Raw genomic sequence first — 23,544 nt, 5'->3', positions numbered from 1 at the left:
AAATGGCCGCCAATTGCTTGGCAGCCATTTTTTCATTGACCCGGCCTTGACGCCGGAATCACCCGATTACTTGCCGTTCAAGCCACGGCGTTCCAGCAGCGGCTCGATCTTCGCATCGCGGCCGCGGAAGTTGCGGTAGATGTCGAGCGCATCGGCGCTGCCGCCGCGCGACAGCAACTTGGCTCTGAACCAGTCGCCGTTCTTGCGCGTCAGGCCGCCGTTTTCCTTGAACCACTCGACCGTGTCGGCATCGAGCTTTTCCGACCACAGATACGCGTAGTAGCCGGCCGAATAGCCGCCCGCGAACGCGTGCGAGAAATACGTGGTGCGGTAGCGCGGCGGCGCCGGGGCGAAATCGACGCCCGCGTCCGTCAAGGCGGTTTTTTCAAACGCCAGCACGTCGGTGGGGATCTGTGCCGGGGTCAGCTGGTGCCAGCGCTGGTCCAGCAGGGCCGACGCCAGGTATTCCGTGGTCTTGTAGCCCTGGTTGAAATTGTCGGCCGCCGTCACCTTGGCCAGCAGTTCGGCTGGAATGGCCGCGCCCGTCTGGTAGTGCTTGGCGTAGTTTTGCAGCACTTCCGGCCACAGCGCCCACATTTCATTGACTTGCGACGGGTATTCGACGAAGTCGCGCGGCACGCTGGTGCCGGCGAAGCGCGGGTATTTCACGTTCGAAAACATGCCGTGCAGCGCATGGCCGAATTCGTGGAACATGGTGTTGACTTCGTCAAACGTCATCAGGGTCGGCTGGCCCGCTTCCGGCTTTGGAATGTTGAGGTTATTCGCGATCACCGGCTTGCGGTTCAGCAAGCTCGACTGGCCCACGTAGGCATTCGCCCAGGCGCCGCCGCGCTTGTTGCTGCGCGCGTAAGGATCGAGCGTAAAGATGGCCAGCTGGGTGCCGTCTTCATTGAAGACGTCGTACACCAGCATGTCGGCCGTGTAGACGGGCAAGTCCGTGCGCTGCTTGAAGGTCAAACCATACAACTTGCCAGCGGCAAAGAACACGCCCTTGGTCAGCACGCTGTGCATTTCAAAGTACGGTTTGAGTTGATTCTCGTCAAAGTTGTAGCGTTCGGCACGCACCTTGTCGCTATAGAAAGCCCAGTCGGCGGCGCCCACCTTGAAGCCGCCCTTGCCCGCATCGATGACCTTCTGGATATCGTCCGCTTCACGACGCGCATTGACGACGGCCGGCTTTGCCAGCTCGCCCAGCAGGGCGTTCACGGCGGTGGTGTCATGCGCCGTCTGGTCTTCCAGCGAGTAGGCAGCGTAGTTCGGGTAGCCCATCAGCGCGGCACGCTCGGCGCGCAGTTTCGCCAGTTCCAGTACTTCCTGGGTGTTGTCGAACTCGCCGCCACGGCTGCCGCGCGCTTGCGAGGCGGCCATGATGCGTTCGCGCACGGCGCGATTCGTCAGCAGCGACAGCGGCGCCTGGCCCGTCGTGTTGACGAGGGCAATCACGTATTTGCCATCCAGGCCGCGCTTCTTGGCCAGGCCCGCAGCCACTTCGATGGCGGCCGGCGACAAACCGTCCAGTTCTTCGCGCGTGTCGACGACGACGGCCGAAGCGTTCAATTCCTTCAGCACATTTTGCGCGAACTTGGTCGACAGGGCAGCCAGCTGGCCGTTGTAGGCGCGCAGCTTTTCCTTATCAAGCGCCGACAGCTTGGCGCCGGCGCGGACAAAATCAGTGTGGTAGCGTTCCAGCAGGCGTTTCGATTCCGCATCCAGACCCAGCTTGTCGCGCTTGGCGTACAGGCTGTCGATGCGCTTGAAGAGCTTGTCGTTGAGCATGATCGCGTCGCTGTGGGCCGCCATCTTCGGCGCCAGCTCGCGTTCCAGGCCCTGGATCGTGTCATTCGTGTTGGAACCGGACATCACGGAAAACACGGTGCGCACGCGGCTCAGCAGTTGGCCCGAGCGTTCCATGGCGACGATGGTGTTGTCGAACGTGGCCGGTTTCTTGTTATTCGCAATCGCGTTGATTTCCGCCAAGTTGGCGGCCATGCCTGCCGTAAAGGCGGGCGCGTAATCGGCGTCCTGCACCTTGTCGAACGGCGGATAGTTGAATGGCAGGCTGCTCGCCTGCGCAAACGGATTCGAGGCGGGCAAGGCGGCGGTAGCGGCGGTAGCGGCGGTGGCGGCAAAAGCGGCGGCGGCTGGCGCCAGCATCAGGCTGGCGGCGATGACGAGCATTGTAGGACGGGTCATGTCTTCTTTCAAGGAACGCAAGAGAGCCGCGATTGTGTCGCGGGCCAGCCTGAAATAATAACAGCCTGAAACACTTGCGTCACCAGCAACTACCGATGGTAGCGCGCCCGCCGGTGATGAACGGTTTTCATGCGCCCCGCGCTACGATGCCGATTTAGTAATGCGGCGGACGCTCGTTGACCAGCCCGCCATTTGCCTGCTGCGCCCCGTCGCGCACATGCTCGCCCAGCTTGTGCAGCATCGCTTCCAGCTGGTCGATGCGCTTGCCCTGCTGGTACACCATCTGGTTCAGCGACTCGACCAGGTCTTCCTGCTGCGCCAGCTTGATTTCGATATCGACGAAACGTACTTCCATCTGTTCTGCATTGTCCATGGTGCTCTCGGTGATTCCTGACTGAAAGCGGCATTCTACCGCCGCAGCGGCGTGAGCCAGGACAAACAAGCGGCATTCTTCCCGAGGCGGTGCCGATTTCTGCCTATTCTCTCCGTATGGCTGAATCAAACCGCTTGACGAATGAGAACAACCGATTACAATGAACACGCCAACGCCACCCGAACCAGTACTGATCGATACGCGCAAGACGGCCGAATACCGGCGCTGGGAAGATTCCCTGCACGATGTGGCGGCCGCCGCCATTGATGCGCGCATCAAGCACTTACAGCACGGTGGCGACTGGCGGCCAGTGGGCGAAGGCGTGTGCGAACTGCGTTTTTTACAGACGGGGCCGGGCTGGCGCGTGTATTTTCATGAAACGAATCGGGGCACCCTGATCTTGCTGCTGTTGGGTGGCAACAAATCGAACCAGCAACGCGACATCAAGCTGGCGCAAGCGATCCTCAGCGAACTGAAAGCCCGGCAGGCAGCCATGCGGAAAGCGGCGGCAAGCCCATCGACAGGAGCACGAAAGAAATGAACCACCATATCGACCATGACACCTTCGACCTCGACGACCTGGAAGCCTTAGGCCTGAGCAAATTTGATACAACGCAACACCTGACCAGCAAGGCCGCCGTGGCTGCCTACATGAGCGAAATCGTCGCCACCGGCAACGCGGAACTGTTCCAGTCCGCCATGAACGACGTGGTACGCGCCTACGGCATGGGCAAGGTGGCGGCCCGGGCCGACATCACGCGCGAGGGCGCGTATAAAGCCTTGCGCGAAGGCAGCAAGCCGCGCTTTGAAACCATTTTGAAGATGCTCGATGCGCTGGGCATGCAGCTGGCCATCGTGCCGAAAGCCACGCCCGACGGCGCCGTGGAGGCCTGAACGCCGCTTACACTTTCGGCGCGGCCAGCAGCGCCTTCATGCGCGCCAGACGCTCTTTCGGCGAAATCACTTCCGCTTCCGTCGGCACGGCGTCGCCCACGTCGAGCTGCATTTCCTTGATGAAGCGCGACGGGTCGCAATGGACTTGCTCGCCGGCCCGCTTGCGCTTCTTGCACCAGGTAACGTGCAAGGTGCGCTGGGCCCGCGTAATGCCCACATACATCAGCCGTCGCTCTTCCTGGATGCGCGCGGCGATGGTTTCGGCCGGCGCGTCCGCGTCGCCCTTGTGCGGCAAGATGCCCTCTTCCACGCCAACGAGAAACACGTGCGGAAACTCGAGCCCTTTCGACGCGTGCAGGGTGGACATGCGCACGGCGTCCTGCTCCTCGTCCTTGCCTTCGAGCATGGTCATCAGGGCCACCATCTGCGTCAGTTCCAGCACGTTCTTTTCTTCGCCATCGCGGTCCTTGCCGCCCCGGCCCCGTTCCTTCAGCCAGTTGACGAACTCCAGCACGTTCTGCCACTTGCTTTGCGCCTGCCGTTCCTCGAAAGCATCGTACAAATACGATTCGTAGTGGATTTCCTTCATCATGTCGTCCAGCACTTCGGCCGCATTGTCGCCGCTGCCGGCCGCACCGGGGCGGCTGGCGCGCGATTCCAGATCGTTGATGAAGTTGCAGAAATCGCGCAGGGGACCCAGCTGGCGGTCCGTCAGCTTGGCCTCGATGCCGCCCTTGAACACGGCCTGGAACAGCGAGCACTGCCACTGCCCCGAAAACGCGCCCAGCACTTCCAGGGTCGACTGTCCCACGCCGCGGCGCGGCGTCGTCACGGCGCGAATGAAGGCCGGGTCGTCGTCCTCGTTGGCCAGCAAACGCAGGTAGCTGATGATGTCCTTGATTTCGGCCTTGTCGAAGAAACTCTGGCCGCCCGAAATCGTGTACGGGATGCGCTCCTTGCGCAGACACTGCTCGATGATGCGCGCCTGGTGGTTGCCCCGGTACAGAATCGCGTAGTCGGAAAACTTGTTCTTGCGTTCAAAATGGTCGGCCGAAATCATGATGGCGACCTGTTCCGCCTCCTGCTCGTCCGTCTGCATGCCCAGCACCTTGATCGGCTCGCCCAGGCCGTGCTCGGACCACAGCGACTTTTCAAACAGCTTGGGATTGTTGCCGATGACGGCATTGGCCGCATTGAGCACGCGCATGGTGGAGCGGTAATTCTGTTCGAGCTTGATCACGCGCAAATCGGGGAAATCCGTCTCCAGCGTTTTTAAATTTTCCACCGTGGCGCCGCGCCACGCATAGATCGCCTGGTCGTCGTCGCCCACGGCCGTAAACATCGGCTTCTTGCCGATGCCCGTCACCATCAGTTTCACCAGTTCGTACTGACACGTATTCGTATCCTGGTACTCGTCGACGAGCAGGTAGCGCAAACGGCGCTGCCACTTGTCGCGCACGGGGCCGTTGTTGCGGAACAGTTCCACCGGTAAACGGATCAGATCGTCGAAATCGACGGCCTGGTAGGCGGAGAGCGTTGCCACATAGCTGCGGTAGATGCGCGCCGCGTTCGCTTCATCTTCATCCTTGGCTTGCGCCAGCGCCATGTCCGGATCGATCAGGCCATTTTTCCACAAGGACATGGCATTCTGGATGCCGCGTATCACCTGTTTATCGGTGGTAATGGCGAGGTCTTGCACGAGGGAAAAACAATCGTCGCTATCCATGATGGAAAAGCGGTCCTTCAGCCCCACGCCGTTGGCTTCCTGGCGCAGGATTTTCACGCCCAGCGAGTGGAAGGTCGACACCGTCAACTGCTTGGCCTGGCGCGGCTGCTTCAAGAGCTTGGCGATGCGTTCCTGCATCTCCAGCGCCGCCTTGTTGGTGAAGGTCAGCGCGGCGATGGTGCGCGGGTCATAGCCTCGGTCTTCGATCAGATGGGCGATCTTTTGCGTGATCACGCGCGTCTTGCCCGAACCGGCGCCCGCCAGCACCAGGCAAGGGCCGTCGAGGTAGGTTACCGCTTCGCTTTGGGGCGCATTCAGACCGAACTGTGGTGCTTTGGACATCAGGGTATTTCCGCAGGGAACAGCAGCCCATTGTAACAGCGTCGCGCCCGCCATTTGCACGACGGAGCATGCCTGAAAAACAGGCAACGGCATTGATATATCGCCATATGGCGCCACCTTGACCCATGCAATGCGTGCGGCACGGCCACGCCTGGAGTACCATTCCGCCTATATCGCCCGCGCGCGCCCACTTACCGAATGGCAGTCCCATGAAATTTGAACACTTGATTGAAATCAACGATCCCTTGAACCCGCTGATCGACACCCTGACCCTGGAACAGGTCTGGCGCGGCCTGGTCTTGCGCGCCGAGTCGCCGAAACTGTTCGTGCCGCACCTGGATGAATGCCAGATCAGCGAGCGCAGCGATGCCGGTTTCGCGCGCAGCCTGCGCTATGGCGAGCTGGTCATCAACGACAAGGTGGTGCTGGTGCCGCAACTGCAGGTGCGTTACGAAGTACCGGCGCAAAAGGACATCAGCGCCTCCTCGCTGGTGATGACCATCGAGATGCCCGACGAAGCGAGCCTGTGGGTGCGCTTCCAGTACGACGACGGCCACGACGCGGCCACCGATGCGGCCAACGCCCTGTACGACGACTTCCGCCGCTCCGCCTACAAGGAGTCCGACATCGATACGGTGCGCATCATGCGCGAACTGGCGCTCGAGGGACGGCTGGATGCCGGTCTGCTGAATTAAGCTCTTGACGTAGAGAGTGTCTGGAAGACGCTCTACACTCTTGCGCTGCGGCCCCATAGCTGGTCGGGGCGAAATTGCAGTCCCGCCTGCTCCGCGCTGAGCACTTCGCGGATGGCGTGCAAGTCCACGCGCGTGTCGCGCCGCAGCGGCACGTCCAGGCGCGCGCCGCGGGGGCCGATCAGCGACTGCACGTGCGGCGTGGTGGCATTCAGGCCCTTGCGCGTGACGACGCCGATTTCCCCATTGAGTAATTTGACGAAGGTGCCGACGGGGTAGATGCCCAGCTCGCGCACCAGCAGGGATGCCAGCGGCGCATCCAGCGTGGCCTTGTCGGCCATCAACATTTCGCGCAGGGCCACGTTCGGCAGCAGGGGCTGGCGGTAGCTGCGCTTCGAGACGCGCGCGCAATAGCGGTCGGCCAGCATGATCAGCCGCGCGCCGATGCCGATCGCCTCGCCTTGCGTGCCCAGCGGATAGCCGCTGCCATCGATATTTTCATGGTGCTGCAGCACGGCCTGCAGCCAGACGGCGTCCGTCACGCCCGCCGCGCGCAGCAAGTCGACGCCCGCTTGCGGATGGGCACGCAAATAGGCGCGCTCCTGCGCGTCCAGCGGGCCCGCCTTGTGCTGGAAATCCGCATGGCGTTCCAGCATGCCCACGTTCATGCTCAGCGCGGCCAGCACCACGCTGCGCACGACGGCGTCGTCGAGTTTCAGGGCGCGCGCCAGCAGGGCCGCGATGACGGCCGTGTCGACGCTGTGGCGGACGGCAAAGTCGCCCGCGCCCTGGTTGTGCAGGATGCAGGCCAGCGCCACGTCGGCGTCCAGGACAACGGCCTCTTCCACCAGCTGTGCCAGCGGCACCAGGGACAGGTGGCTGCCCGCCTGTCTGGCGGCAACGGCCGGCAAGACAAGGGCCAGGCCCGCCGTGACGAGGTTCAGCATGCGCAGGGCCGACGGCGCTTCCGTGGCCGTGCGCGGCACGTCGGCGCTGGTATCGGCAATGACGCCGCGCGCCAGCAGCAATGCGATCTGGTTTTCGCTGCTGATGACATGGCCCAGCCTGGCCAGCAAGCCGCCCGTTTCGCCATGCACGTCCCAGGGCAGGGCCACGCCCAGGGCGAGTTCTCCCGCGTAAATGCGCCGAATTTTCACATCGTCTCCATCATCGCCTGCACCCGCTTGTTTTTACCATCGTGGCATCAGCGGCGAGTACCAATTGAAATGTTTTTTGCTTTTAATCAATATTTCAATGTGGCAGCGATGATCGCGCAATCATGTGCGCTTGTCTACAAAATTGTGTAAATATCAAAATTGCATCACACGCCAGGCGAGCAATCGGCGCAGCCGGGCGCGTGTTCCGGATCTTTTTCCAGGTGCAGCGCCAGCTCGCGCAAGGCCGTGCGCACGCCTTCCTCGATGACGGGGTGGTAGAACGGCATGTCGAGCATGGCGGGCACCGTCAGTTGGGCCTGGCATGCCCACGCCAGCAAGTGGCCCAGGTGTTCCGCCCGTGGACCGATCAGCTCGGCGCCAAGAAAGCGCTTGCTGCCGAATTCCGCATACACGCGCAGCAAACCCTGGTTTTGCAGCATGACGCGGCTGCGGCCCTGGTTGCCGAACGACACGGCACCGACGGCAAAGCGGCCCGCGTGGCTCACGCACAATTGCTGGTAGGTGGCGCCCAGGGTGGCGATCTGCGGTTCCGTGAAGGCGATCGCCAGCGGTGTGCGGCGCAAGCCAGGTTTGACCTCGGGATAGCGGGCCGCGTTCTCGCCCGCGATGCGGCCCTCGTCGGCCGCTTCGGGCAGCAGCGGCAAGGCGTTGTCGGCATCGCCCGCGATGAAGATGGCACTGTTGCCGCACTGCATGGTGTGCGGGTCATGCAGGGGGATGCCGTTACGGTCGAGCTCGATTTGCGCCGTCTCCAGGCCGATCTTGTCCACATTGGGACGGCGGCCGATGGCGGCCAGCACATACTCGAACTGCTCGGTTTTTTCCACGCCCGCGTCATCGCGGCTGGTGAGCAGGATGCCGCCGCCATCCGGCGTTTTTGCCATGTGCGCGACCTGGGTCATGAAACGGATATCGAGTTCGCGCGCCAGCACGGCATCGGCCTCCCGCAGCACCAGCGGGTCCGTCAGCTGCGCGACCTTATTGCCACGCGCAAACACCGTCACGCGCACGCCCAGCCGCGCCAGCGCCTGGCCCAGTTCCAGACCGATGACGCCGCTGCCGACCACGGCGACGGACGTTGGCAAGTCCGTCCACTCGAACACGGCGTCGCTGGTAATGACGCGCTCTCCCGCCGCCTGCCACTCGGGCGGCACGATGGGCGTGGAACCGGTGGCGATCACCACGCTGGCAGCTTCCACCAAGGTATGCTCATCCACCTGCAATGTACCGGGGGAAATAAAACGCGCATGGCCGCGCAGTTTTTCCTCGTCGGGGATGGCGTTGACACCGTCGAGCACGAAACCGACAAAACGGTCGCGCTCGCTGCGCACCCTGGCCATGACTTGCCGGCCGTCGATGCGCACGGGTCCGGGATGCACGCCAAACGCGGGTGCGGCGGCCACCGCATGGGCCGCCTCGGCCGCCGCGATCAGGAGCTTGCTGGGCATGCAGCCCACGCGCGCGCAGGTCGTGCCGTACGGCCCGCTTTCGATCATCAGCACGCGCTTGCCCTGCATGCGCGCCGCCTTGTGCGCCGTCATGCCGGCCGTACCGCTGCCGATCACGGCCACATCCACTCGTATCGTTTTCATCGTGCTGTCCATCCCACTGAGGTTGCTCACAGCGTTCGATACTACCCGTTTGCTGAAAATAAGGTTTTACTTTGCAGCAATATATGCATTAGTATAACTAATCATTTTCAAAATTTATAAGCTGAGCTAATGGGATCACTCGATTATCGCGCGCTGGCCGTGCTGGACGCCGTGGCCAGCCATGGCAGTTTCGACAAGGCCGCCCTGGCGCTGGGCATCACCCAGTCGGCCGTCTCGCAGCGCATCAAGGCGCTGGAAGACGCCAGCGGGCGCTTGCTGATCATCCGTGGCCAGCCGGCCGTGCCGACGGGCCTGGGCCAGCGATTGATCGTGCATCACCGCAACGTCAAGCTGATGGAAGCATCGCTCGACATCGACCTGGGCAACAGCGTCAGCATGCCGGAAATCGCCATCGCCATCGATGCCGACAGCCTGGCCACGTGGTTTCCCGACACCTTGTCCGCCCTGCTGGCGCCGCCGCGCTGCCAGCTCGACGTGCGCCTGGCCGACAGCGACAGCGCCCTGCAGATGGTGCGCGACGGCTCCGTGTTCGGCTGTGTGGCGGCCGAGTCCGGCACGGCGATCGACGCGGCCGCCGCCACCAGCGTCACCCCGCTGGGCACCTTGCGCTATGTCTGCGTGGCCACGCCCGTGTTTGCGGGCCACTGGTTCGGCGATGGCTTTATTGCCGAGGCCGTGCAACTGGCGCCGGCCGTGGTGGGCCAGCACGGCTTGCTGGCACGTTTCCTCGCTGAACAATTGAGCCTGCGCGAACCGTTTCCGCACCACACCTTACCCGTGGAAGCGGCGCGCCGCGGCTGCGTCCAGGACGGCCTGGCCTACGGCCTGATGCCGCAGCGCCTGGCCGCACAGGCGCTGGCGACGGACCGTCTCGTCGATCTGCTGCCGGGCAGCACCCTGGACGTACCGCTGAGCTGGCACGCGTGGACCCTGGACACGCCGTTTACCAAGCTACTGTCGGAACAGATCGTCAAATCGGCGCGCGATTACCTGCAGTAATTCAAATATCGAGCGGGTCCACTTCCAGCGACCATTTCACGCGCGTCTTCATGGCGCGCAACTCCGCTAACCATTCCTTCAAAAACGCCTGCAAGGCCGGCCGCGAGGGCGATTCCAGCAGCAGCTGGGCGCGGTCCACGTTGTACACGCGCGTCATGCTCATGGGAATCGGGTCATTGATGGTCACCTGCGGGTGTTCCATGCACTCTTTCGCCGCCTGCAGGAATTCGATGGCCGTCGCCAGCTCGGGCGCTTCCGCGCGCAGCAGGGCCTGGAACAGATACGGCGGCAGCGCCGCCTGGGCCCGCTCTTCCAGCAGGGTCGTGGCGAAATGGTCGTAATCGTGGTTGACGACGGCGTCGTACAGCGGATGGCGCGCATAGCGCGTCTGGATCAGTACTTCACTGACGCTGCCCCCTTCCGTCTGCGCGGCGCGACCGGCCCGGCCCGCCACCTGCATCAATTGCGCGAACAGCCGTTCGCTGGCCCGGTAATCCTGGGAAAACAGGGCCGTGTCCGGATTCAGAATGCCCACTAAAGTCAGTTTTTTGAAATCGTGGCCCTTGGCCACCATCTGCGTGCCGATCAGGATATCGACTTCACCCCGGTGCACGGTGTCGAACGCTTCCTGCGCGCTGCCCTTCTTGCGCGTGGAATCGGCGTCGATGCGCAAGATGCGCGCCTCTGGAAACAATTGCTGCAAGCCCTCTTCCACGCGCTGCGTGCCCCGTCCCAGCGGCTGCAGGTCGACGTTGCCGCAGGTGGGGCAATGGCGGGGAATGCGCAATTCCAGGCTGCAATGGTGGCAGCGCAAGCGGTGCTCGGGCTTGTGCAGCACCATGAACGAGGTACAGCGCGTGCAATTGCTGATCCAGCCGCACGATTCGCAGCAGATGACGGGCGAATAGCCGCGCCGGTTCAGGAACAGCAGCGACTGCTCGCCCCGCTCCATGCGCAATTTTAAAGCGGCTACCAGATGCGAAGTCAGGCCATCTTTCGGCTTGTCGCGCTCCATGTCCAAAATCTTGACGCGCGGCAACACCGCATTCTTGACGGCCCGTTCGCGCAATTCCAGCTTGCGGTAGCGCCCCGTCTGTGCATGGTGCCAGCTTTCCAGCGACGGCGTGGCCGAGCCCAGCACGATGGGAATCTGCAATTGCCAGGCGCGCCACACGGCCAGGTCGCGCGCGGAATAGCGCAAGCCTTCCTGCTGCTTGTAGGAAGGATCGTGCTCTTCGTCGATGACGATCAGTTTCAATTTCGGCAAGGACGCCAGGATGGCCAGCCGCGTGCCGAGCACGATGCGCGCCTGGCCCTGGTGGGCGGCCAGCCAGTGCAGCATGCGCTCGCCTTCGGACAGGCTGCTGTGCAGGGTGGCCAGCATGACGCCGGGAAAACGCGCGCGGATATTGCCTTCCAGCTGGGGCGTGAGATTGATTTCCGGCACCAGAATCAGGATTTGCGCATCGTCCTCGCGCGCCAGCACCTGGGCGCAGGCTTGCAGATACACTTCCGTCTTGCCGCTGCCCGTCACGCCGTACAGCAGGGTTGGCTTGAAACCCTGGGCGCCGCCGATGGCGTCCGCAGCTTCTTGCTGGGCAGCATTGAGCGCCGGCATGTTCAGCGGCGTGCCGTCATGCGCGTCGGCCAGCTTGCCCAGCTTCTTGATGGCGCGGTCGAGCGCCACGGTGGTGAGCACGCGCAAGTTCTTCGGTAAACCGGGCAAGGCCACTTCACCGAGCGGGCGCTGGTAGTAATCGGCGGCAAAGGCGGCCAGCGCCAGCCACTGCTCCGACAAAGGCGCCAGCTGGCTGCGCACGGCCAGCACCTCCTTCAACTTCGTGGCGGGCACGTCCGTGCTGTCGGATACGCCGACGATCAGCCCCATCACTTCGCGCCGGCCGAACGGCACCAGCGCCAGCTGTCCCACTTGCGGCAGCAGCGCGTCCGCGACGCCGTCCGCCGCCGCCCCGTTCCAGCGGTAGTCGAACAGGGCGTTCAGGGGCGTGTCGAGTGCGATTTTCAGGATGCACGACGTCAAAATGCACTGCGGCATGGAGGTATGGCCTATCTCAATAAAAAAGCGCGCCGCAGGGTCGATGGCGCGGCGGGATGTCCGGCATCAAGCCAGCGGGCCATGATACTTGTTTCGCCCCTCAAACGCCTAACGGCAGGCAGCACGGCGTGTCATCGTGCCAGAAGAAAATTCTGTGGATAACTTTGTGGACAAAGCAAAATTAACTTTCAGAAAAATGTGGATAGAAAATTTCGATCGCCGTCAAGAGCGGCACGCAAGAAAAATTAACCATTTAAAATCAATGGCTTAAAAATTGATGCCCGGGAAGCGATAAATCCGTGGGGCATTTCCGCCGCTGTGCATAACTGAACCATTTATGATTTTTTTATACAGCAATCCGCACCGTTTTGATGCGCCCTATGCGGAAAAACACGGGCCGCATGCGGCAAAATTGACAATTGCCGGGCAAGCGTTCGGTTTTACCTGAGGGACGGCGAAACATTGTTCAATTATCATGCACTGCAACATGCACTTCAGGTGAAACCTGAACATCGTCGCTAAGTATCGGTTAACAAAATACTTTTCAATTTTATCCACAGAATCTGTTGATAACTTTGTGGACAATGAAGGAATAAGGCAAGCGAACGAAAGAATAACCTTATCAATAGCAACAAAGTCCGCCCAACAAGGCATTTTTTATCTCTTAATAATCAAGCACTTGCAAAGCATCCCCGGGCATGGCTTTGACACTGCCTCTTATTTCCGCAGCAAAAAAAATTGTGCATAAGTCGGTATTTCTTGCTAAGGCGCAGCAAAGAAAAAGGCAGGCTTCCGCTGGAAAGCCTGCCTTTTCTGCCCCTGCGCCAGGGGAAAACGAATACTTACTGGCCGCTGCGCATGGCGCGGCTCATGCTGTGCACGGCTTCCACCATCGCTGCCACGGATTCCGGCGGCGTGAACTGGGAAATGCCATGGCCCAGGTTGAACACGTGGCCCGTGCCGGCCGACGGCGCACCGAAGGCGTTGAGCACTTTTGCCACTTCGGCGCGGATCTGCTCGGGGCTGGCAAACAGGATGGCGGGGTCGAGATTGCCCTGCAAGCCCACTTTATGGCCCACCAGCTGGCGCGCGCGCGTCAGGTTGACGGTCCAGTCCAGGCCCACGGCATCGGCGCCGATGTCGGCGATCTGCTCGATCCACTGGCCGCCGCCCTTGGTAAACACGATGGCGGGAATCTTGACGCCATCCTTGTCGCGTTTCAGCTGCGCCACCACTTGCTGCATGTAGGCCAGCGAGAACTCCTGGTAGGCGCCATCGGCCAGCGCACCGCCCCAGGAATCGAAAATCATCACGGCTTGCGCGCCGGCATCGATTTGCGCATTCAGGTACTGCGCCACGGAGGTGGCGTTGATCGCCAGAATGTGATGCATCAGGTCCGGGCGGTTGTACAGCATCTTCTTGATGGTGTGGAACTCTTTCGAGCCGCCGCCTTCCACCATGTAGCACGCCAGGGTCCACGGGCTGCCGGAAAAACCGATCAGCGGCACACGGCCATTGAGTTCCGTGCGGATTTGCGTGACGGCCTTGAAAACGTAGTCGAGCGACGCCAGGTCCGGCACTTGCAATGCCTTCACGTCCTGCTCCGTGCGCAGCGGGCGCTCGAACTTGGGGCCTTCGCCATCGGCGAAATACAGGCCCAGGCCCATGGCGTCAGGCACCGTCAGGATGTCGGAAAACAGGATGGCCGCGTCGAGCGGGAAACGCTCCAGGGGCTGCAAGGTGACTTCCGTCGCGTAATCGGGATTCTTTGCCAAGCCCAGGAAGGAGCCGGCCCGCTCGCGCGTGGCGCGGTATTCGGGCAGGTAGCGGCCCGCCTGGCGCATCAGCCAGACAGGGGTGTGCTCGGTCGGCTGGCGCAGCAGGGCGCGCAGGAAAGTATCATTCTGGAGCGGAGCAAATTGTGGCATGGAAGGCAATCGAGCTTGGAGAAGCGGTATTATCGCATCCAATCGCCGCCATTTCATTGATTCCGGTGCCGCTTTGCAGCATTTGCCACGCACAGCGATGACTTTCGTTGTGCCTGCCCTTCCATTATGATGATGCACGCCGCCGCGCTGCCTGACGCCGCCTGGAGGCCCCCTCTTTCCACCACGACACGGAGCCCGCATGACCTCGACCGCATCCAGCACCCCTTATGGCATCTGGCCATCGCCGATCAGCGCGGCCATCGTCGCCGCCGGCGCCTCGCCGCTGACGCAGCTGGCCCTGGGCGGGGCGGACGGCGCCGACGTGTTCTGGCTGGCCGGGCGCGCCAGCGAGGCGGGCCGCAACACCCTGCTGCGCCAGCGTGGCGCGCGGGTCGATGAATTGACGCCGGCGCCCTTCAATGTGCGCACCCGCGTGCATGAATACGGCGGCGGCGCGTATGCCGTTGCCGGCGATAGCGTGTATTTCTCGCATTTCGCCGACAATTGCCTGTACCGCGTGGCCGGCGACGGCGCGCCCGAAGCGTTCACCACGGGCGGCAACACGCGCCACGCGGATTTCGTCGTCGATGCGGCCCGTGCCCGCCTGATCGCCGTGCGCGAACAGCATCCGGAGCAAGGCCACGCGCATCCGGAAAACTGCCTGGCCGCCGTCGGCTTCGACGGGCGCGAAACGGTGCTGGCGCGCGGCCACGATTTTTATGCGGCGCCGCGTTTGTCGCCGGACGGCAGCCAGCTGGCCTGGATCAGCTGGGACCACCCGCGCCTGCCGTGGCAAGGCACAGAACTGTGGCTGGCCGACGTGCACGCGGATGGCAGCCTGGGGTCGCCACGCCTGATCGCCGGCGGCGCGCGCGAATCGATTTGCCAGCCGGAATGGTCGCCGAACGGCTTGCTGCACTTCGTTTCCGACAGCAGCGGCTGGTGGAACCTGTACCGCCTGCACGGCGCCGACATCGAGGCGCTGTGTCCGATGGAAGCGGAATTTGCCACGCCGCACTGGACCTTCGGCGGCAGCATGTATGGTTTTCTGTCCGACGACGAGATCGTCTGCACGTATATCCAGGCCGGCGTCAGCTACCTGGCGCAGCTGAACGTGGCGGCGGCCAAGCTGGAGCCGATCCCGCATCCGTACCAGGAAATCCGCGAACTGCGCGTGGGCCCCGGCTTCGTCGCGCTGCTGGGCGGCAGCCCCACCATCGCGCTGGAACTGGCGCGCATCGACCTGTCGAACCATGAGCTGGAAGTGCTGGCGCAGTCGATCACGGCCTTGCCCGCGCTCGACTACCTGTCCGTGCCGCGCAGCTTGAGCTTTCCTAGCAGCAATGGCCGCACGGCCTACGCCTTCTTTTATCCGCCGAAAAATGACGACGTGCAGGCGCCGGCGGGAGCCTTGCCGCCCGTCATCGTCATCAGCCATGGCGGCCCCACCAGCATGGCCAGCAATACCTTGAAACTGGCGACACAGTACTGGACCAGCCGCGGCATCGGCGTGCTCGACGTCAACTACGGCGGCAGCAGCGGCTTCGGCCGCGAATACCGCGACGCGCTGCGCGGGCAATGGGGCATCGTCGACGTGGAAGACTGCATCGCCGGCGCCCGTTACCTGGCCGCCAACGGCCTGGCCGACCCCGAGCGCCTGATCGTGCGCGGCGGCAGCGCGGGCGGCCTGACGACCCTGTGCGCGCTGACCTTCCACGACGTCTTCAAGGCCGGCGCCAGCTACTATGGCGTATCCGACCTGAAGGGCCTGGACGACGATTCGCACAAGTTCGAATCGCGCTACACCGATTACCTGATTGCTTCGCAGCCGCAAGCCGAGGCGCTGTACCGCGAGCGCTCGCCCATCCACCACACGGATAAACTGTCGCGCCCGATGATTTTCTTCCAGGGCCTCGATGACAAGGTGGTGCCGCCGCAGCAGTCGCAGCTGATGGTCGACGCCCTGCAGGCGCGCGGCGTGCCCGTCGCGTATGTGCCGCTCGAGGGCGAGGGCCACGGTTTCCGCAAGGCGGAAAACATCGTGCGCACCCTGGAAGCGGAACTGTATTTCTACCAGCGCGTGTTCGGCCTGCCCGTGGCGGCCGGCGAGCCGCCCGTGCACATCGCCAACTTGCCCGCATGAGCGAACAGCATGTAGAGCAACATCTGCTGGACGAATTCGCCGCCCTGGAGCAGCACGAACAGATGATCCTGGCCTTGCTGGCCATCGCGGGCGAGCCGGTGGGCAAGCATGCCGTGTATGAACACTTGCAGCGCGCCAACGTCGTCGAGCCGGACGGCACGCCGTTTTCCCTGCTGACGGTGACCAACATGCTGCAACGGCTGACGCGTCTGGCGCTGGCCAGCGAGGTGGTGGGACGGGGCTTTGCCTGCGAAACCCGGCTGCGCTGGCCCGCCATGCGCGCCGCCATCGAGCACCTGGTGTTCCGCGACCTGTGCCAGGCCATCGAGCTGATCAACCCCGTGCGCCGCAACTGGGATGGTTATGTGGAGCTGCGCAGCTACCGGCAAGGCGTGGCGCGCCTGCGCATCGCCCTCTTGCGCAATGATGAGGTGCGCCACGTGGCCGCCATCCTGGCCGCCTGCATGGCGTGCTATGAAGCGCAGCAGCTGCATCCGCTGATCGAGATTTTCGGCCGCCCGTTCGAGCCGGAAATGTTGTCTTTCGTCATGCCGCAATTGCAGGACGACATCCTCGCCGTGCTGCTGGGCAACGCCCCGCGCGAACCGGGCACGGCGCACGCCATCCGCAGCTACGCGCGCGCCCACCACGCGCGTCAGGCGGCCGCCGGCGACCACATCGGCGCCGCCTTGCCGCTGGCCCTGGCCGAGGACGCCCTGCTGTGCGGCGAACTCGACGCGGCCGCGCGCTACCTGGCGGGCCAGCAGGGCCCGCAGGCGCTGTTTGTCGACAGCAGCATCGCCCTGTTGCGTGGCGAACATGCGCACGCCGTGGCAGGCTTCGAAACGGCCCTGAAAGGGTTGCGCAAGGAAACGGGCAAGCGCAAGCTGTGCTTTACGGGCATCGGCGGCCACCTGTACGTGCTGGCCTTGCTGCGCGGCAACGACGCCAAGCTGCTGAAAAGCGCGGAGACTTACCTCGATATCGCGCTGCACGCGCAGCCCAACCACGACAGCATCGTCTACCAGCAGCTGAACACCTTGCGCCTGGTGCGTGCCGGCGTGCAGCAGGCGGAAAGCATCTCCACGCGCAGCTGGGAAACGGGCTTGCAGGCGCAGCTGTTCCAGGCTTTGCTGTACTACTGGCTTGCGCTACCGCAATTGAGCGAGCGCAAGGAGCAGCTGCGATCGCTGGTGCAGCAAGCGGACGCGGCAGGCTACGACCTGATCGCGGCGCAGGCGGCCGGCTTGCTGGGCCTGCTGGGCGAGCCGCAGCAGGAGCGCTATGCGACGGCCAAGCGCGCGCAACACGGTCTGACGGACATGGCGCCGTGGTTCGAGCGCCAGGAAGCGTGGCAGCGCCAGCTGAGCGCCCTGATCAACCTGCAGCAGAACGCCCCCGCCGAGGCGCTGGGCGGCGTGTCGCGCCTCGTGTGGCTGGTGGCGTTCGACCCCCGCTTCGGCCTGACAGCCGTGGAAGTGCGCGAGCAGAAACGCGACGCGCGGGGCGGCTGGAGCAAGGGCCGCGCCATGGGCTTGAAACGCCTGGCGGAAGAGGCGGGCGACATCGATTTCCTCACGCCGCAGGACGCGCGCGCGGCCGGCAGCATCGCGCCGTTCAAACAATATTATTCGTCGGCACCGCGCTATGAGGTGGAGCTCGACAAGGCCGCCGTGCTGCTGGTCGGCCACCCGCTGGTGTTCTGGCTGGATAATCCTGACACGCGCGTGGAACTGATCGCCGGCGCGCCCGAGCTCCTGATCAAGTCGCACGCGGGGCAGCTGTGGCTGGGCATGCAGCCGCCGCTGCCCGACAGCGGCAGCAACGTGGTGGTGCAGCGCGAGACGCCGACGCGCCTGCGCGTGGTGCACATCCTCGACGAGCACCGGCGCATCGGCGCCATCGTGGGCCTGGGCCTGTCCGTGCCCCTGCATGCGGAAAAACAGGTGATGCAGGCCATCGGCGCCATCTCGTCCATGGTCACCGTGCAATCGGACATCGGCGGCGGCGCGGGCGACGCGGAAGCGATCACGGCCGACCACCGCCTGCACGTGCATCTGCTGCCGTATCAGCAGGGGTTAAAGATGCAGATTCTGGTCCGCCCGCTGCTCGACAACGGCGCCTATTACGCACCGGGCAGCGGCGCCGAAAGCGTGTTTGCCGATGTGGCGGGCCGGGCCGTGCAAGCGCGGCGCGACCTGAAAGGGGAACGCGAAGCGCAGCGCCAGCTGATCGGAAAATGTCTGGTGCTGGAAGAGGCGGAAGAAGAGCATGGCGAGTGGCTGCTGGGCCAGCCAGCGCTGGGCCTGCAATTGCTGGTGGAGCTGCAATCGCTCGACCCCGCCGGCATGGTCTTGGCGTGGCCGGAAGGCGAAACCCTGCGCGTGTCGAAACGCATCGACAGCGGCCAGATGCGCCTGAATATCAAAAGTGAAAAAGACTGGTTTGCCGCCAGCGGCGAAGTGCAGATCGATGAAGACAAGGTGATGGATTTGCGCGCCCTGCTCGATTTGATGCAGAACAATAAAAGCCGCTTCGTGGCCCTGGGCGACAACCAGTTCCTGGCCCTCAGCGATGAATTGCACCGCCGCCTGTCGGAACTGGCCGCATATGGCGAAGCGCATGCCGATGGCGTGCACATCCACCCGCTGGCCGCCTTCGCCCTGGAAGAGCTGGCCAACGATGCGGGCGGCGTGAAGGCCGACAAGTTGTGGCGCGAACACTTGCTGCGCCTGCGCGCCCTCGACGATTATCAGCCGCAGCTGCCCAGCACCCTGCAGGCGGACTTGCGCGACTACCAGCTGGCCGGCTACGAGTGGCTGGCGCGCCTGGCGCACTGGGGCGTGGGTGCCTGCCTGGCCGACGACATGGGACTCGGCAAGACCTTGCAGGCGCTGGCGCTGATCCTGGCGCGCGCACCGAACGGCCCGACCCTCGTCGTCGCGCCCACGTCCGTCTGCATGAACTGGATCAGCGAGGCGCAGCGCTTCGCACCCACCTTGAAGGTAAAACTGTTCGGCAGCGGCGACCGGGCCGACATGCTCGACACCCTGCAGCCCTTCGACGTGGTGGTGGCCAGCTATGGCTTGCTGCAGCAGGAAGCCACCATGTTTGCCGGCGTGCGCTGGCATACGATCGTGCTCGACGAAGCGCAGGCGATCAAGAATGGCGCCACCAAGCGCTCGCAAGCCGTGATGGCCTTGCAAGGCGACTTCCGCATGGTGGCCAGCGGCACGCCGCTGGAAAACCACCTGGGTGAATTGTGGAACCTGTTCCGTTTCATCAACCCCGGTTTGCTGGGCACCCTCGACCAGTTTAATTTGCGCTTTGCCGGTCCCATTGAGAAAGATCAGGACAAACGGGCGGCGGCCGGGGCGCGCTTGCGGCTGCGCCGCCTGATCGCGCCATTCATCTTGCGCCGCACGAAGACGCAAGTGCTGTCGGAATTGCCGTCGCGCACGGAAATCGTGCTGGAAGTGGAACTGTCGCCGCAGGAAACGGCGCTGTACGAAACCCTGCGCCGCGAAGCGCTGGAAAAGCTGGCCATGGTGGAAGGGCCGGCGTCGAAAAAGGCCATCCAGATCCTGGCCGAGATCATGAAGCTGCGCCGCGCCTGCTGCAATCCGCAGCTGGTGGCGCCGGAACTGGGCCTGGCCAGCAGCAAGCTGGCCGCCTTCGCCGAACTGCTGTCGGGCTTGCTGGAAAACCGCCACAAGGTGCTCGTCTTCAGCCAGTTCGTCGACCATTTAACACTCATCCGCAAGCACCTGGAGCAGCATGGCGTCAGTTATCAGTATCTCGACGGCAGCACGCCCATGCAGGAGCGCAAGCGCCGCGTGGATGCCTTCCAGGCGGGAGACGGCGACGTCTTCCTGATCAGCCTGAAGGCGGGCGGCATGGGCATCAACCTGACGGCGGCCGATTACGTGATCCACATGGACCCGTGGTGGAACCCGGCCGTGGAAGACCAGGCCTCGGACCGCGCCCACCGCATGGGGCAATTGCGCCCCGTCACCATCTACCGCCTGGTGGCGAAACACACGATCGAGGAAGGCATCGTCGAATTGCACCAGCACAAGCGCGACCTGGCCGACAGCCTGCTGGAAGGCAGCGACGCGGCCGCGCGCATGTCGGCCAATGACATGCTGGGCATGCTGCAGGAGGGCTTGAAGCGATGAGCTTGAAAAAATGCACGGGCAAGCCGCGTTCCATGCGATGATCGTTTTTCCCTGTTTTGATGCCCCGCCATGACCGACTATATCGCCACCAGCGCCGGCCAGCGCGCCACCTTTTTGTGCGGCAAATCCTGGACCGCCTACGTCAGCACCTTCATCATTGCCGTGCTGCTGTTCTTTGCCGCCCTGCCGCTGGCCTTCAAGTACAACGCGCGCGCCGCATTCGTGGTGCTGATCGGCTCGGCCCTGATCGTCGGCTACCGCCTGCTGACCATCCGCAGCTATCAGCTGTACTACGACGAGGCGGGCGTGTGGCTGGCGTCCGGTATCTTGCCGTGGAAAAAGAAACTCACGGGCGTCAAATGGCGCGACATGGATGAGGCCGTCTATGAAACCAACTTCTGGAGCTGGCTGTTCCAGTCCTACACGGTGCGCGTCAGCCAGCGTTACACGCAGGAAACGGAAATCCACGCCACCGGCATGGCGCGCGGCAAGGATGCCGTGGCGGCCCTGAATGCGCGCCACCAGGAGCTGCTGCGCGGCAGCGCCATCGTCGTCTAGCGCCGCGCGCGCTCCCGGCGCAAAAAACTGCGCAGCGGCGGCAATTAATGCTAATCTTTGGGCCGCCCAGGCAAGCAAGGCCAACCTTTCAATAGTTGTTTGTTACTTATATTATCAGTTTATTATTTTCTGATACCGACAAACGGCAAAATATTCAAGAGATAAACTATGCTGATCAAAAATAAAGTTGCGCTCGCCGCATTGATGATGGCTTTTACCCTGACACCGGCCAGCGCCGCCAAGAAACCGCAGAAGCAAGGCAAGGCCGGCACCAGCAGCAGCAAGAAAAAAACCGTCGGCAAGAAAGCGGCCGTCGTCACGGCGGCCACGGCAGCCACGGTCGCGGCCGTCGCCAGCGAGAACAGCAGCGACCGCTCCATGAATAACCTCAGCGGCCAATTCCTCACGGCCCTGTGGCGCCTGGACCCGGAAAGCGCGATTTCGGTCGGCAAGTACGATGGCGCCGCCAACCTGAGCATTCCTGACGCGGCCAGCCGCCAGAAGCAATTGGCCTTCATCGAAGAATGGCTGGGCAAGTTCGGCAAACTGAATGCGAGCAAGATGTCGGACAAGCAACGTACCGACCTGGCCTTGCTGACGAATAAACTGCAATCGGACCGCTGGTATCTGACCACCTTCCGCGAATTCGAATGGAATCCTGCCCAGTACAACGTGGCCGGCTCCATCGATTTCATCCTGAACACGGAATACGCCTCGCAGCCGCAGCGCCTGCGCACCTTGCTCAAGCGCATCGCCAGCGTGCCGCAATACTATGCGGCCGCGCGCGCCAGCATCCATCAGCCCACGCGCGAACACACGCAGCTGGCCATCGCCCAGAGCGCCGGCGTGCTCAGCGTGCTTGACGACCTGAACAAGACGGCCCAGGGCTCCATCCTGACGCCGACGGAAAAACAGCTGTACAACGCCCGCATCGCCGCGGCCCGCACGGCCGTGCAAGGCTATGCGGCCTGGCTGACGGAACAGGATGCCGCGCTGGCACAGAACGGCAATGCGCGCTCCTTCCGCATCGGCAAGGATTTATATGAACAGAAATTCGCCTACGATATCCAGGCCAGCGTCAGCGCCGAGCAGATGTACCAGAAAGCCCTGGCCGCGCGCGAAAAGCTGCTCGAGCACATGGATAGCCTGTCCGACGAGCTGTGGGTAAAAACCATGGGCAGCACGGCCAAGCCGGCGGACCGCACGGCGAAGATCGGCATGGTGATCGACAAGCTGTCCAGCAACCACGTGGCGCCCGCCAATTTCGTGCCGGAAATCCGCCGCCAGATCCCGGAATTGCAGGAATGGGTGACCAGCCACAACCTGCTGACGATGGACCCGAAAAAGCCCCTGGTCGTGCGTGAAACGCCCGCCTACCAGCGCGGCGTGGCCGGCGCCAGCATCGAGGCGCCCGGCCCCTACCGCCCGCAGGACCGCACGTATTACAACGTGACGCCGCTCGACGGCGAAACGCCGGAACAGGCGGAAAGCAGCTTGCGCGAGTACAACCACTGGATCTTGCAGATCCTGAACATCCACGAAGCCATCCCCGGCCACTACACGCAGCTCGTGTACGCCAACAAGTCGCCGTCGCTGGTCAAGTCGATCTTCGGCAATGGCGCCATGATCGAAGGCTGGGCCGTGTATGGCGAGCGCATGATGCTCGAATCGGGCTATGGCAACAACGCGCCGGAAATGTGGCTGATGTATTCGAAATGGAACTTGCGCAGCGTCACCAACACGATACTCGACTACAGCGTGCACGTGCTGGGCATGACGGAAGCGCAAGCGCTCGACCTGCTGACGCGCCAGGCCTTCCAGACCAAGCGTGAAGCCACGGAAAAATGGCGCCGCGTGCAGCTGAGCTCGGTGCAACTGACCAGCTATTTCAGCGGCTACAGCGAAATCATGGACTTGCGCGAACAGCGCAAGCAGGCGCTGGGCAACAAGTTCGTGCTGAAGGATTTCCACGAGCAATTCCTCAGCTACGGCAGCGCCCCCGTGAAAGTCATCAAGGAACTGATGAATTAAGCGGCGCTCGCCGTCAGCGTGCAAAGGGCGCTGCGGCGCCCTTTTTGCATGCGTTTGCGCCGCCGCAAACCGCCAGCGCCCCTGTCGATTAAGCTGACGGGAAGGCAGGCGCCACCGCACTCCTCACTGGCAATTGCCGATTTTTCTGCTAGGGTGAGTTCAGGAGCGTCCATGCATATGCCCATCCAGTTCGATACCCTCGATTACGCCAAACGCCTCGCCTCGGCGGGCGTGCCCACGCAGCAGGCGGAAGCCCATGCCACGGCCCTGGGCGAGGTACTGGGCTCGGCCGTCGTCGTGCATGGCGAACTGGCGGCGCTGGAGCGCAATCTGCTGGGGGAAATCAAGCTGGTGTCGCAGAACGTCGATACCAAGGTAGGCGCCCTGGCGGTGAAGATCGATACGCTGGAGCTCAGGCTCGACACCAAAATTGACGCCCTGGAGCAAAAATTCGACGCCCGCCTGGAACGCCTGGACTTGCGCCATGGCGCCGACATGAAACACGTGTACTGGATGATGAGCACCTTGATCCTGCTCAACCTGGGCATCCTCAGCAAACTGATGCTGCAGTAAGCGCGCACTAACTTTCCTGGAAACAAAAAAGCCGCTGTTCCCGGGA

Annotated in this window: 16 protein-coding genes; 9 read left to right on the top strand and 7 right to left on the bottom strand. The window is 63.1% G+C overall.

Features of this window, described 5'->3' with window-relative positions:
* Positions 1–66: 66 nt before the first annotated feature.
* Positions 67–2,214 carry a M3 family metallopeptidase gene (locus AC1RJW_RS27080; protein ID WP_493047648.1) on the bottom strand — a complete coding sequence of 716 codons (2,148 nt, stop codon included), beginning with the start codon at positions 2,212–2,214 and terminating at the stop codon, positions 67–69.
* A 154-nt stretch (positions 2,215–2,368) separates the two neighbouring features.
* Positions 2,369–2,587 (bottom strand): SlyX family protein, encoded by a 219-nt coding sequence (locus AC1RJW_RS27075; protein WP_034753936.1) that lies wholly within the window; start codon positions 2,585–2,587, stop codon positions 2,369–2,371.
* Positions 2,588–2,747: 160 nt separating this feature from the next.
* On the opposite strand from AC1RJW_RS27075, the gene AC1RJW_RS27070 reads away from it, so the two are divergent.
* Complete coding sequence (locus AC1RJW_RS27070) at positions 2,748–3,128, top strand: type II toxin-antitoxin system RelE/ParE family toxin (RefSeq protein WP_493047647.1); 381 nt, start codon at positions 2,748–2,750, stop codon at positions 3,126–3,128.
* Positions 3,125–3,481 carry an addiction module antidote protein gene (locus AC1RJW_RS27065; RefSeq protein ID WP_493047646.1) on the top strand — a complete coding sequence of 119 codons (357 nt, stop codon included), beginning with the start codon at positions 3,125–3,127 and terminating at the stop codon, positions 3,479–3,481. Before AC1RJW_RS27070 ends, AC1RJW_RS27065 begins: the two co-directional genes overlap by 4 nt.
* A 7-nt stretch (positions 3,482–3,488) precedes the next feature.
* Here AC1RJW_RS27065 and AC1RJW_RS27060 read toward each other — a convergent pair whose 3' ends face one another.
* On the bottom strand, positions 3,489–5,549 hold the full coding sequence (locus AC1RJW_RS27060) for a UvrD-helicase domain-containing protein (protein ID WP_077398209.1): 2,061 nt from the start codon (positions 5,547–5,549) through the stop codon (positions 3,489–3,491).
* Positions 5,550–5,758: 209 nt separating this feature from the next.
* On the opposite strand from AC1RJW_RS27060, the gene AC1RJW_RS27055 reads away from it, so the two are divergent.
* On the top strand, positions 5,759–6,244 hold the full coding sequence (locus tag AC1RJW_RS27055; RefSeq protein WP_099666092.1) for an SRPBCC family protein: 486 nt from the start codon (positions 5,759–5,761) through the stop codon (positions 6,242–6,244).
* A 32-nt stretch (positions 6,245–6,276) separates the two neighbouring features.
* Here AC1RJW_RS27055 and AC1RJW_RS27050 read toward each other — a convergent pair whose 3' ends face one another.
* Positions 6,277–7,398 carry an HD-GYP domain-containing protein gene (locus AC1RJW_RS27050; protein ID WP_493047645.1) on the bottom strand — a complete coding sequence of 374 codons (1,122 nt, stop codon included), beginning with the start codon at positions 7,396–7,398 and terminating at the stop codon, positions 6,277–6,279.
* A 164-nt stretch (positions 7,399–7,562) separates the two neighbouring features.
* Entirely contained in the window at positions 7,563–9,011 is a 1,449-nt protein-coding gene (locus AC1RJW_RS27045; protein ID WP_493047644.1) for a dihydrolipoyl dehydrogenase, read from the bottom strand.
* 129 nt (positions 9,012–9,140) lie between these two features.
* Here AC1RJW_RS27045 and AC1RJW_RS27040 point away from each other — a divergent pair, with 129 nt between their 5' ends.
* Positions 9,141–10,031, top strand: a complete 891-nt coding sequence (locus AC1RJW_RS27040) for an ArgP/LysG family DNA-binding transcriptional regulator (protein ID WP_493047643.1) — start codon at positions 9,141–9,143, stop codon at positions 10,029–10,031.
* A 1-nt stretch (position 10,032) separates the two neighbouring features.
* Here the strand turns inward: AC1RJW_RS27040 and AC1RJW_RS27035 are convergent, their stop codons facing one another.
* Both AC1RJW_RS27035 and hemE read right to left on the bottom strand, forming a co-directional pair.
* A complete protein-coding gene (locus tag AC1RJW_RS27035; RefSeq protein WP_493047642.1) occupies positions 10,033–12,087 on the bottom strand; it encodes a primosomal protein N' in 2,055 nt (684 codons plus the stop codon).
* Positions 12,088–12,929: 842 nt separating this feature from the next.
* A complete protein-coding gene (hemE, locus tag AC1RJW_RS27030; RefSeq protein WP_070312001.1) occupies positions 12,930–14,015 on the bottom strand; it encodes a uroporphyrinogen decarboxylase in 1,086 nt (361 codons plus the stop codon).
* 199 nt (positions 14,016–14,214) lie between these two features.
* Between hemE and AC1RJW_RS27025 the strand changes: the two genes are divergently transcribed.
* From AC1RJW_RS27025 to AC1RJW_RS27005, 5 genes are all read left to right on the top strand, one after another.
* Positions 14,215–16,158 (top strand): dipeptidyl-peptidase 5, encoded by a 1,944-nt coding sequence (locus tag AC1RJW_RS27025; RefSeq protein WP_493047641.1) that lies wholly within the window; start codon positions 14,215–14,217, stop codon positions 16,156–16,158.
* Positions 16,155–20,336 (top strand): DEAD/DEAH box helicase, encoded by a 4,182-nt coding sequence (locus AC1RJW_RS27020; protein WP_493047640.1) that lies wholly within the window; start codon positions 16,155–16,157, stop codon positions 20,334–20,336. Before AC1RJW_RS27025 ends, AC1RJW_RS27020 begins: the two co-directional genes overlap by 4 nt.
* Before the next feature lie 69 nt (positions 20,337–20,405).
* A complete protein-coding gene (locus AC1RJW_RS27015) occupies positions 20,406–20,894 on the top strand; it encodes a hypothetical protein (protein ID WP_493047639.1) in 489 nt (162 codons plus the stop codon).
* A 171-nt stretch (positions 20,895–21,065) separates the two neighbouring features.
* Entirely contained in the window at positions 21,066–22,925 is a 1,860-nt protein-coding gene (locus AC1RJW_RS27010; protein ID WP_493047664.1) for a DUF885 domain-containing protein, read from the top strand.
* 171 nt (positions 22,926–23,096) lie between these two features.
* Positions 23,097–23,498, top strand: a complete 402-nt coding sequence (locus AC1RJW_RS27005; RefSeq protein ID WP_493047638.1) for a hypothetical protein — start codon at positions 23,097–23,099, stop codon at positions 23,496–23,498.
* The last annotated feature ends 46 nt before the right edge of the window (positions 23,499–23,544 follow it).

Source organism: Janthinobacterium sp. GW822-FHT07A03 (assembly GCF_058798815.1).
This window is presented reverse-complemented; position numbering and strand designations above follow the sequence as displayed.

Excerpts from the sequence above, each read along its gene's own strand:
- AC1RJW_RS27055 (WP_099666092.1), top strand. The coding sequence starts at position 5,759 with ATGAAATTTGAACACTTGATTGAAATCAACGATCCCTTGAACCCGCTG.
- AC1RJW_RS27060 (WP_077398209.1), bottom strand. The coding sequence starts at position 5,549 with ATGTCCAAAGCACCACAGTTCGGTCTGAATGCGCCCCAAAGCGAAGCG.
- AC1RJW_RS27040 (WP_493047643.1), top strand. The coding sequence starts at position 9,141 with ATGGGATCACTCGATTATCGCGCGCTGGCCGTGCTGGACGCCGTGGCC.
- AC1RJW_RS27015 (WP_493047639.1), top strand. The coding sequence starts at position 20,406 with ATGACCGACTATATCGCCACCAGCGCCGGCCAGCGCGCCACCTTTTTG.
- AC1RJW_RS27070 (WP_493047647.1), top strand. The coding sequence starts at position 2,748 with ATGAACACGCCAACGCCACCCGAACCAGTACTGATCGATACGCGCAAG.
- AC1RJW_RS27035 (WP_493047642.1), bottom strand. The coding sequence starts at position 12,087 with ATGCCGCAGTGCATTTTGACGTCGTGCATCCTGAAAATCGCACTCGAC.
- AC1RJW_RS27025 (WP_493047641.1), top strand. The coding sequence starts at position 14,215 with ATGACCTCGACCGCATCCAGCACCCCTTATGGCATCTGGCCATCGCCG.
- hemE (WP_070312001.1), bottom strand. The coding sequence starts at position 14,015 with ATGCCACAATTTGCTCCGCTCCAGAATGATACTTTCCTGCGCGCCCTG.
- AC1RJW_RS27075 (WP_034753936.1), bottom strand. The coding sequence starts at position 2,587 with ATGGACAATGCAGAACAGATGGAAGTACGTTTCGTCGATATCGAAATC.
- AC1RJW_RS27065 (WP_493047646.1), top strand. The coding sequence starts at position 3,125 with ATGAACCACCATATCGACCATGACACCTTCGACCTCGACGACCTGGAA.
- AC1RJW_RS27045 (WP_493047644.1), bottom strand. The coding sequence starts at position 9,011 with ATGAAAACGATACGAGTGGATGTGGCCGTGATCGGCAGCGGTACGGCC.
- AC1RJW_RS27080 (WP_493047648.1), bottom strand. The coding sequence starts at position 2,214 with ATGACCCGTCCTACAATGCTCGTCATCGCCGCCAGCCTGATGCTGGCG.
- AC1RJW_RS27005 (WP_493047638.1), top strand. The coding sequence starts at position 23,097 with ATGCATATGCCCATCCAGTTCGATACCCTCGATTACGCCAAACGCCTC.
- AC1RJW_RS27020 (WP_493047640.1), top strand. The coding sequence starts at position 16,155 with ATGAGCGAACAGCATGTAGAGCAACATCTGCTGGACGAATTCGCCGCC.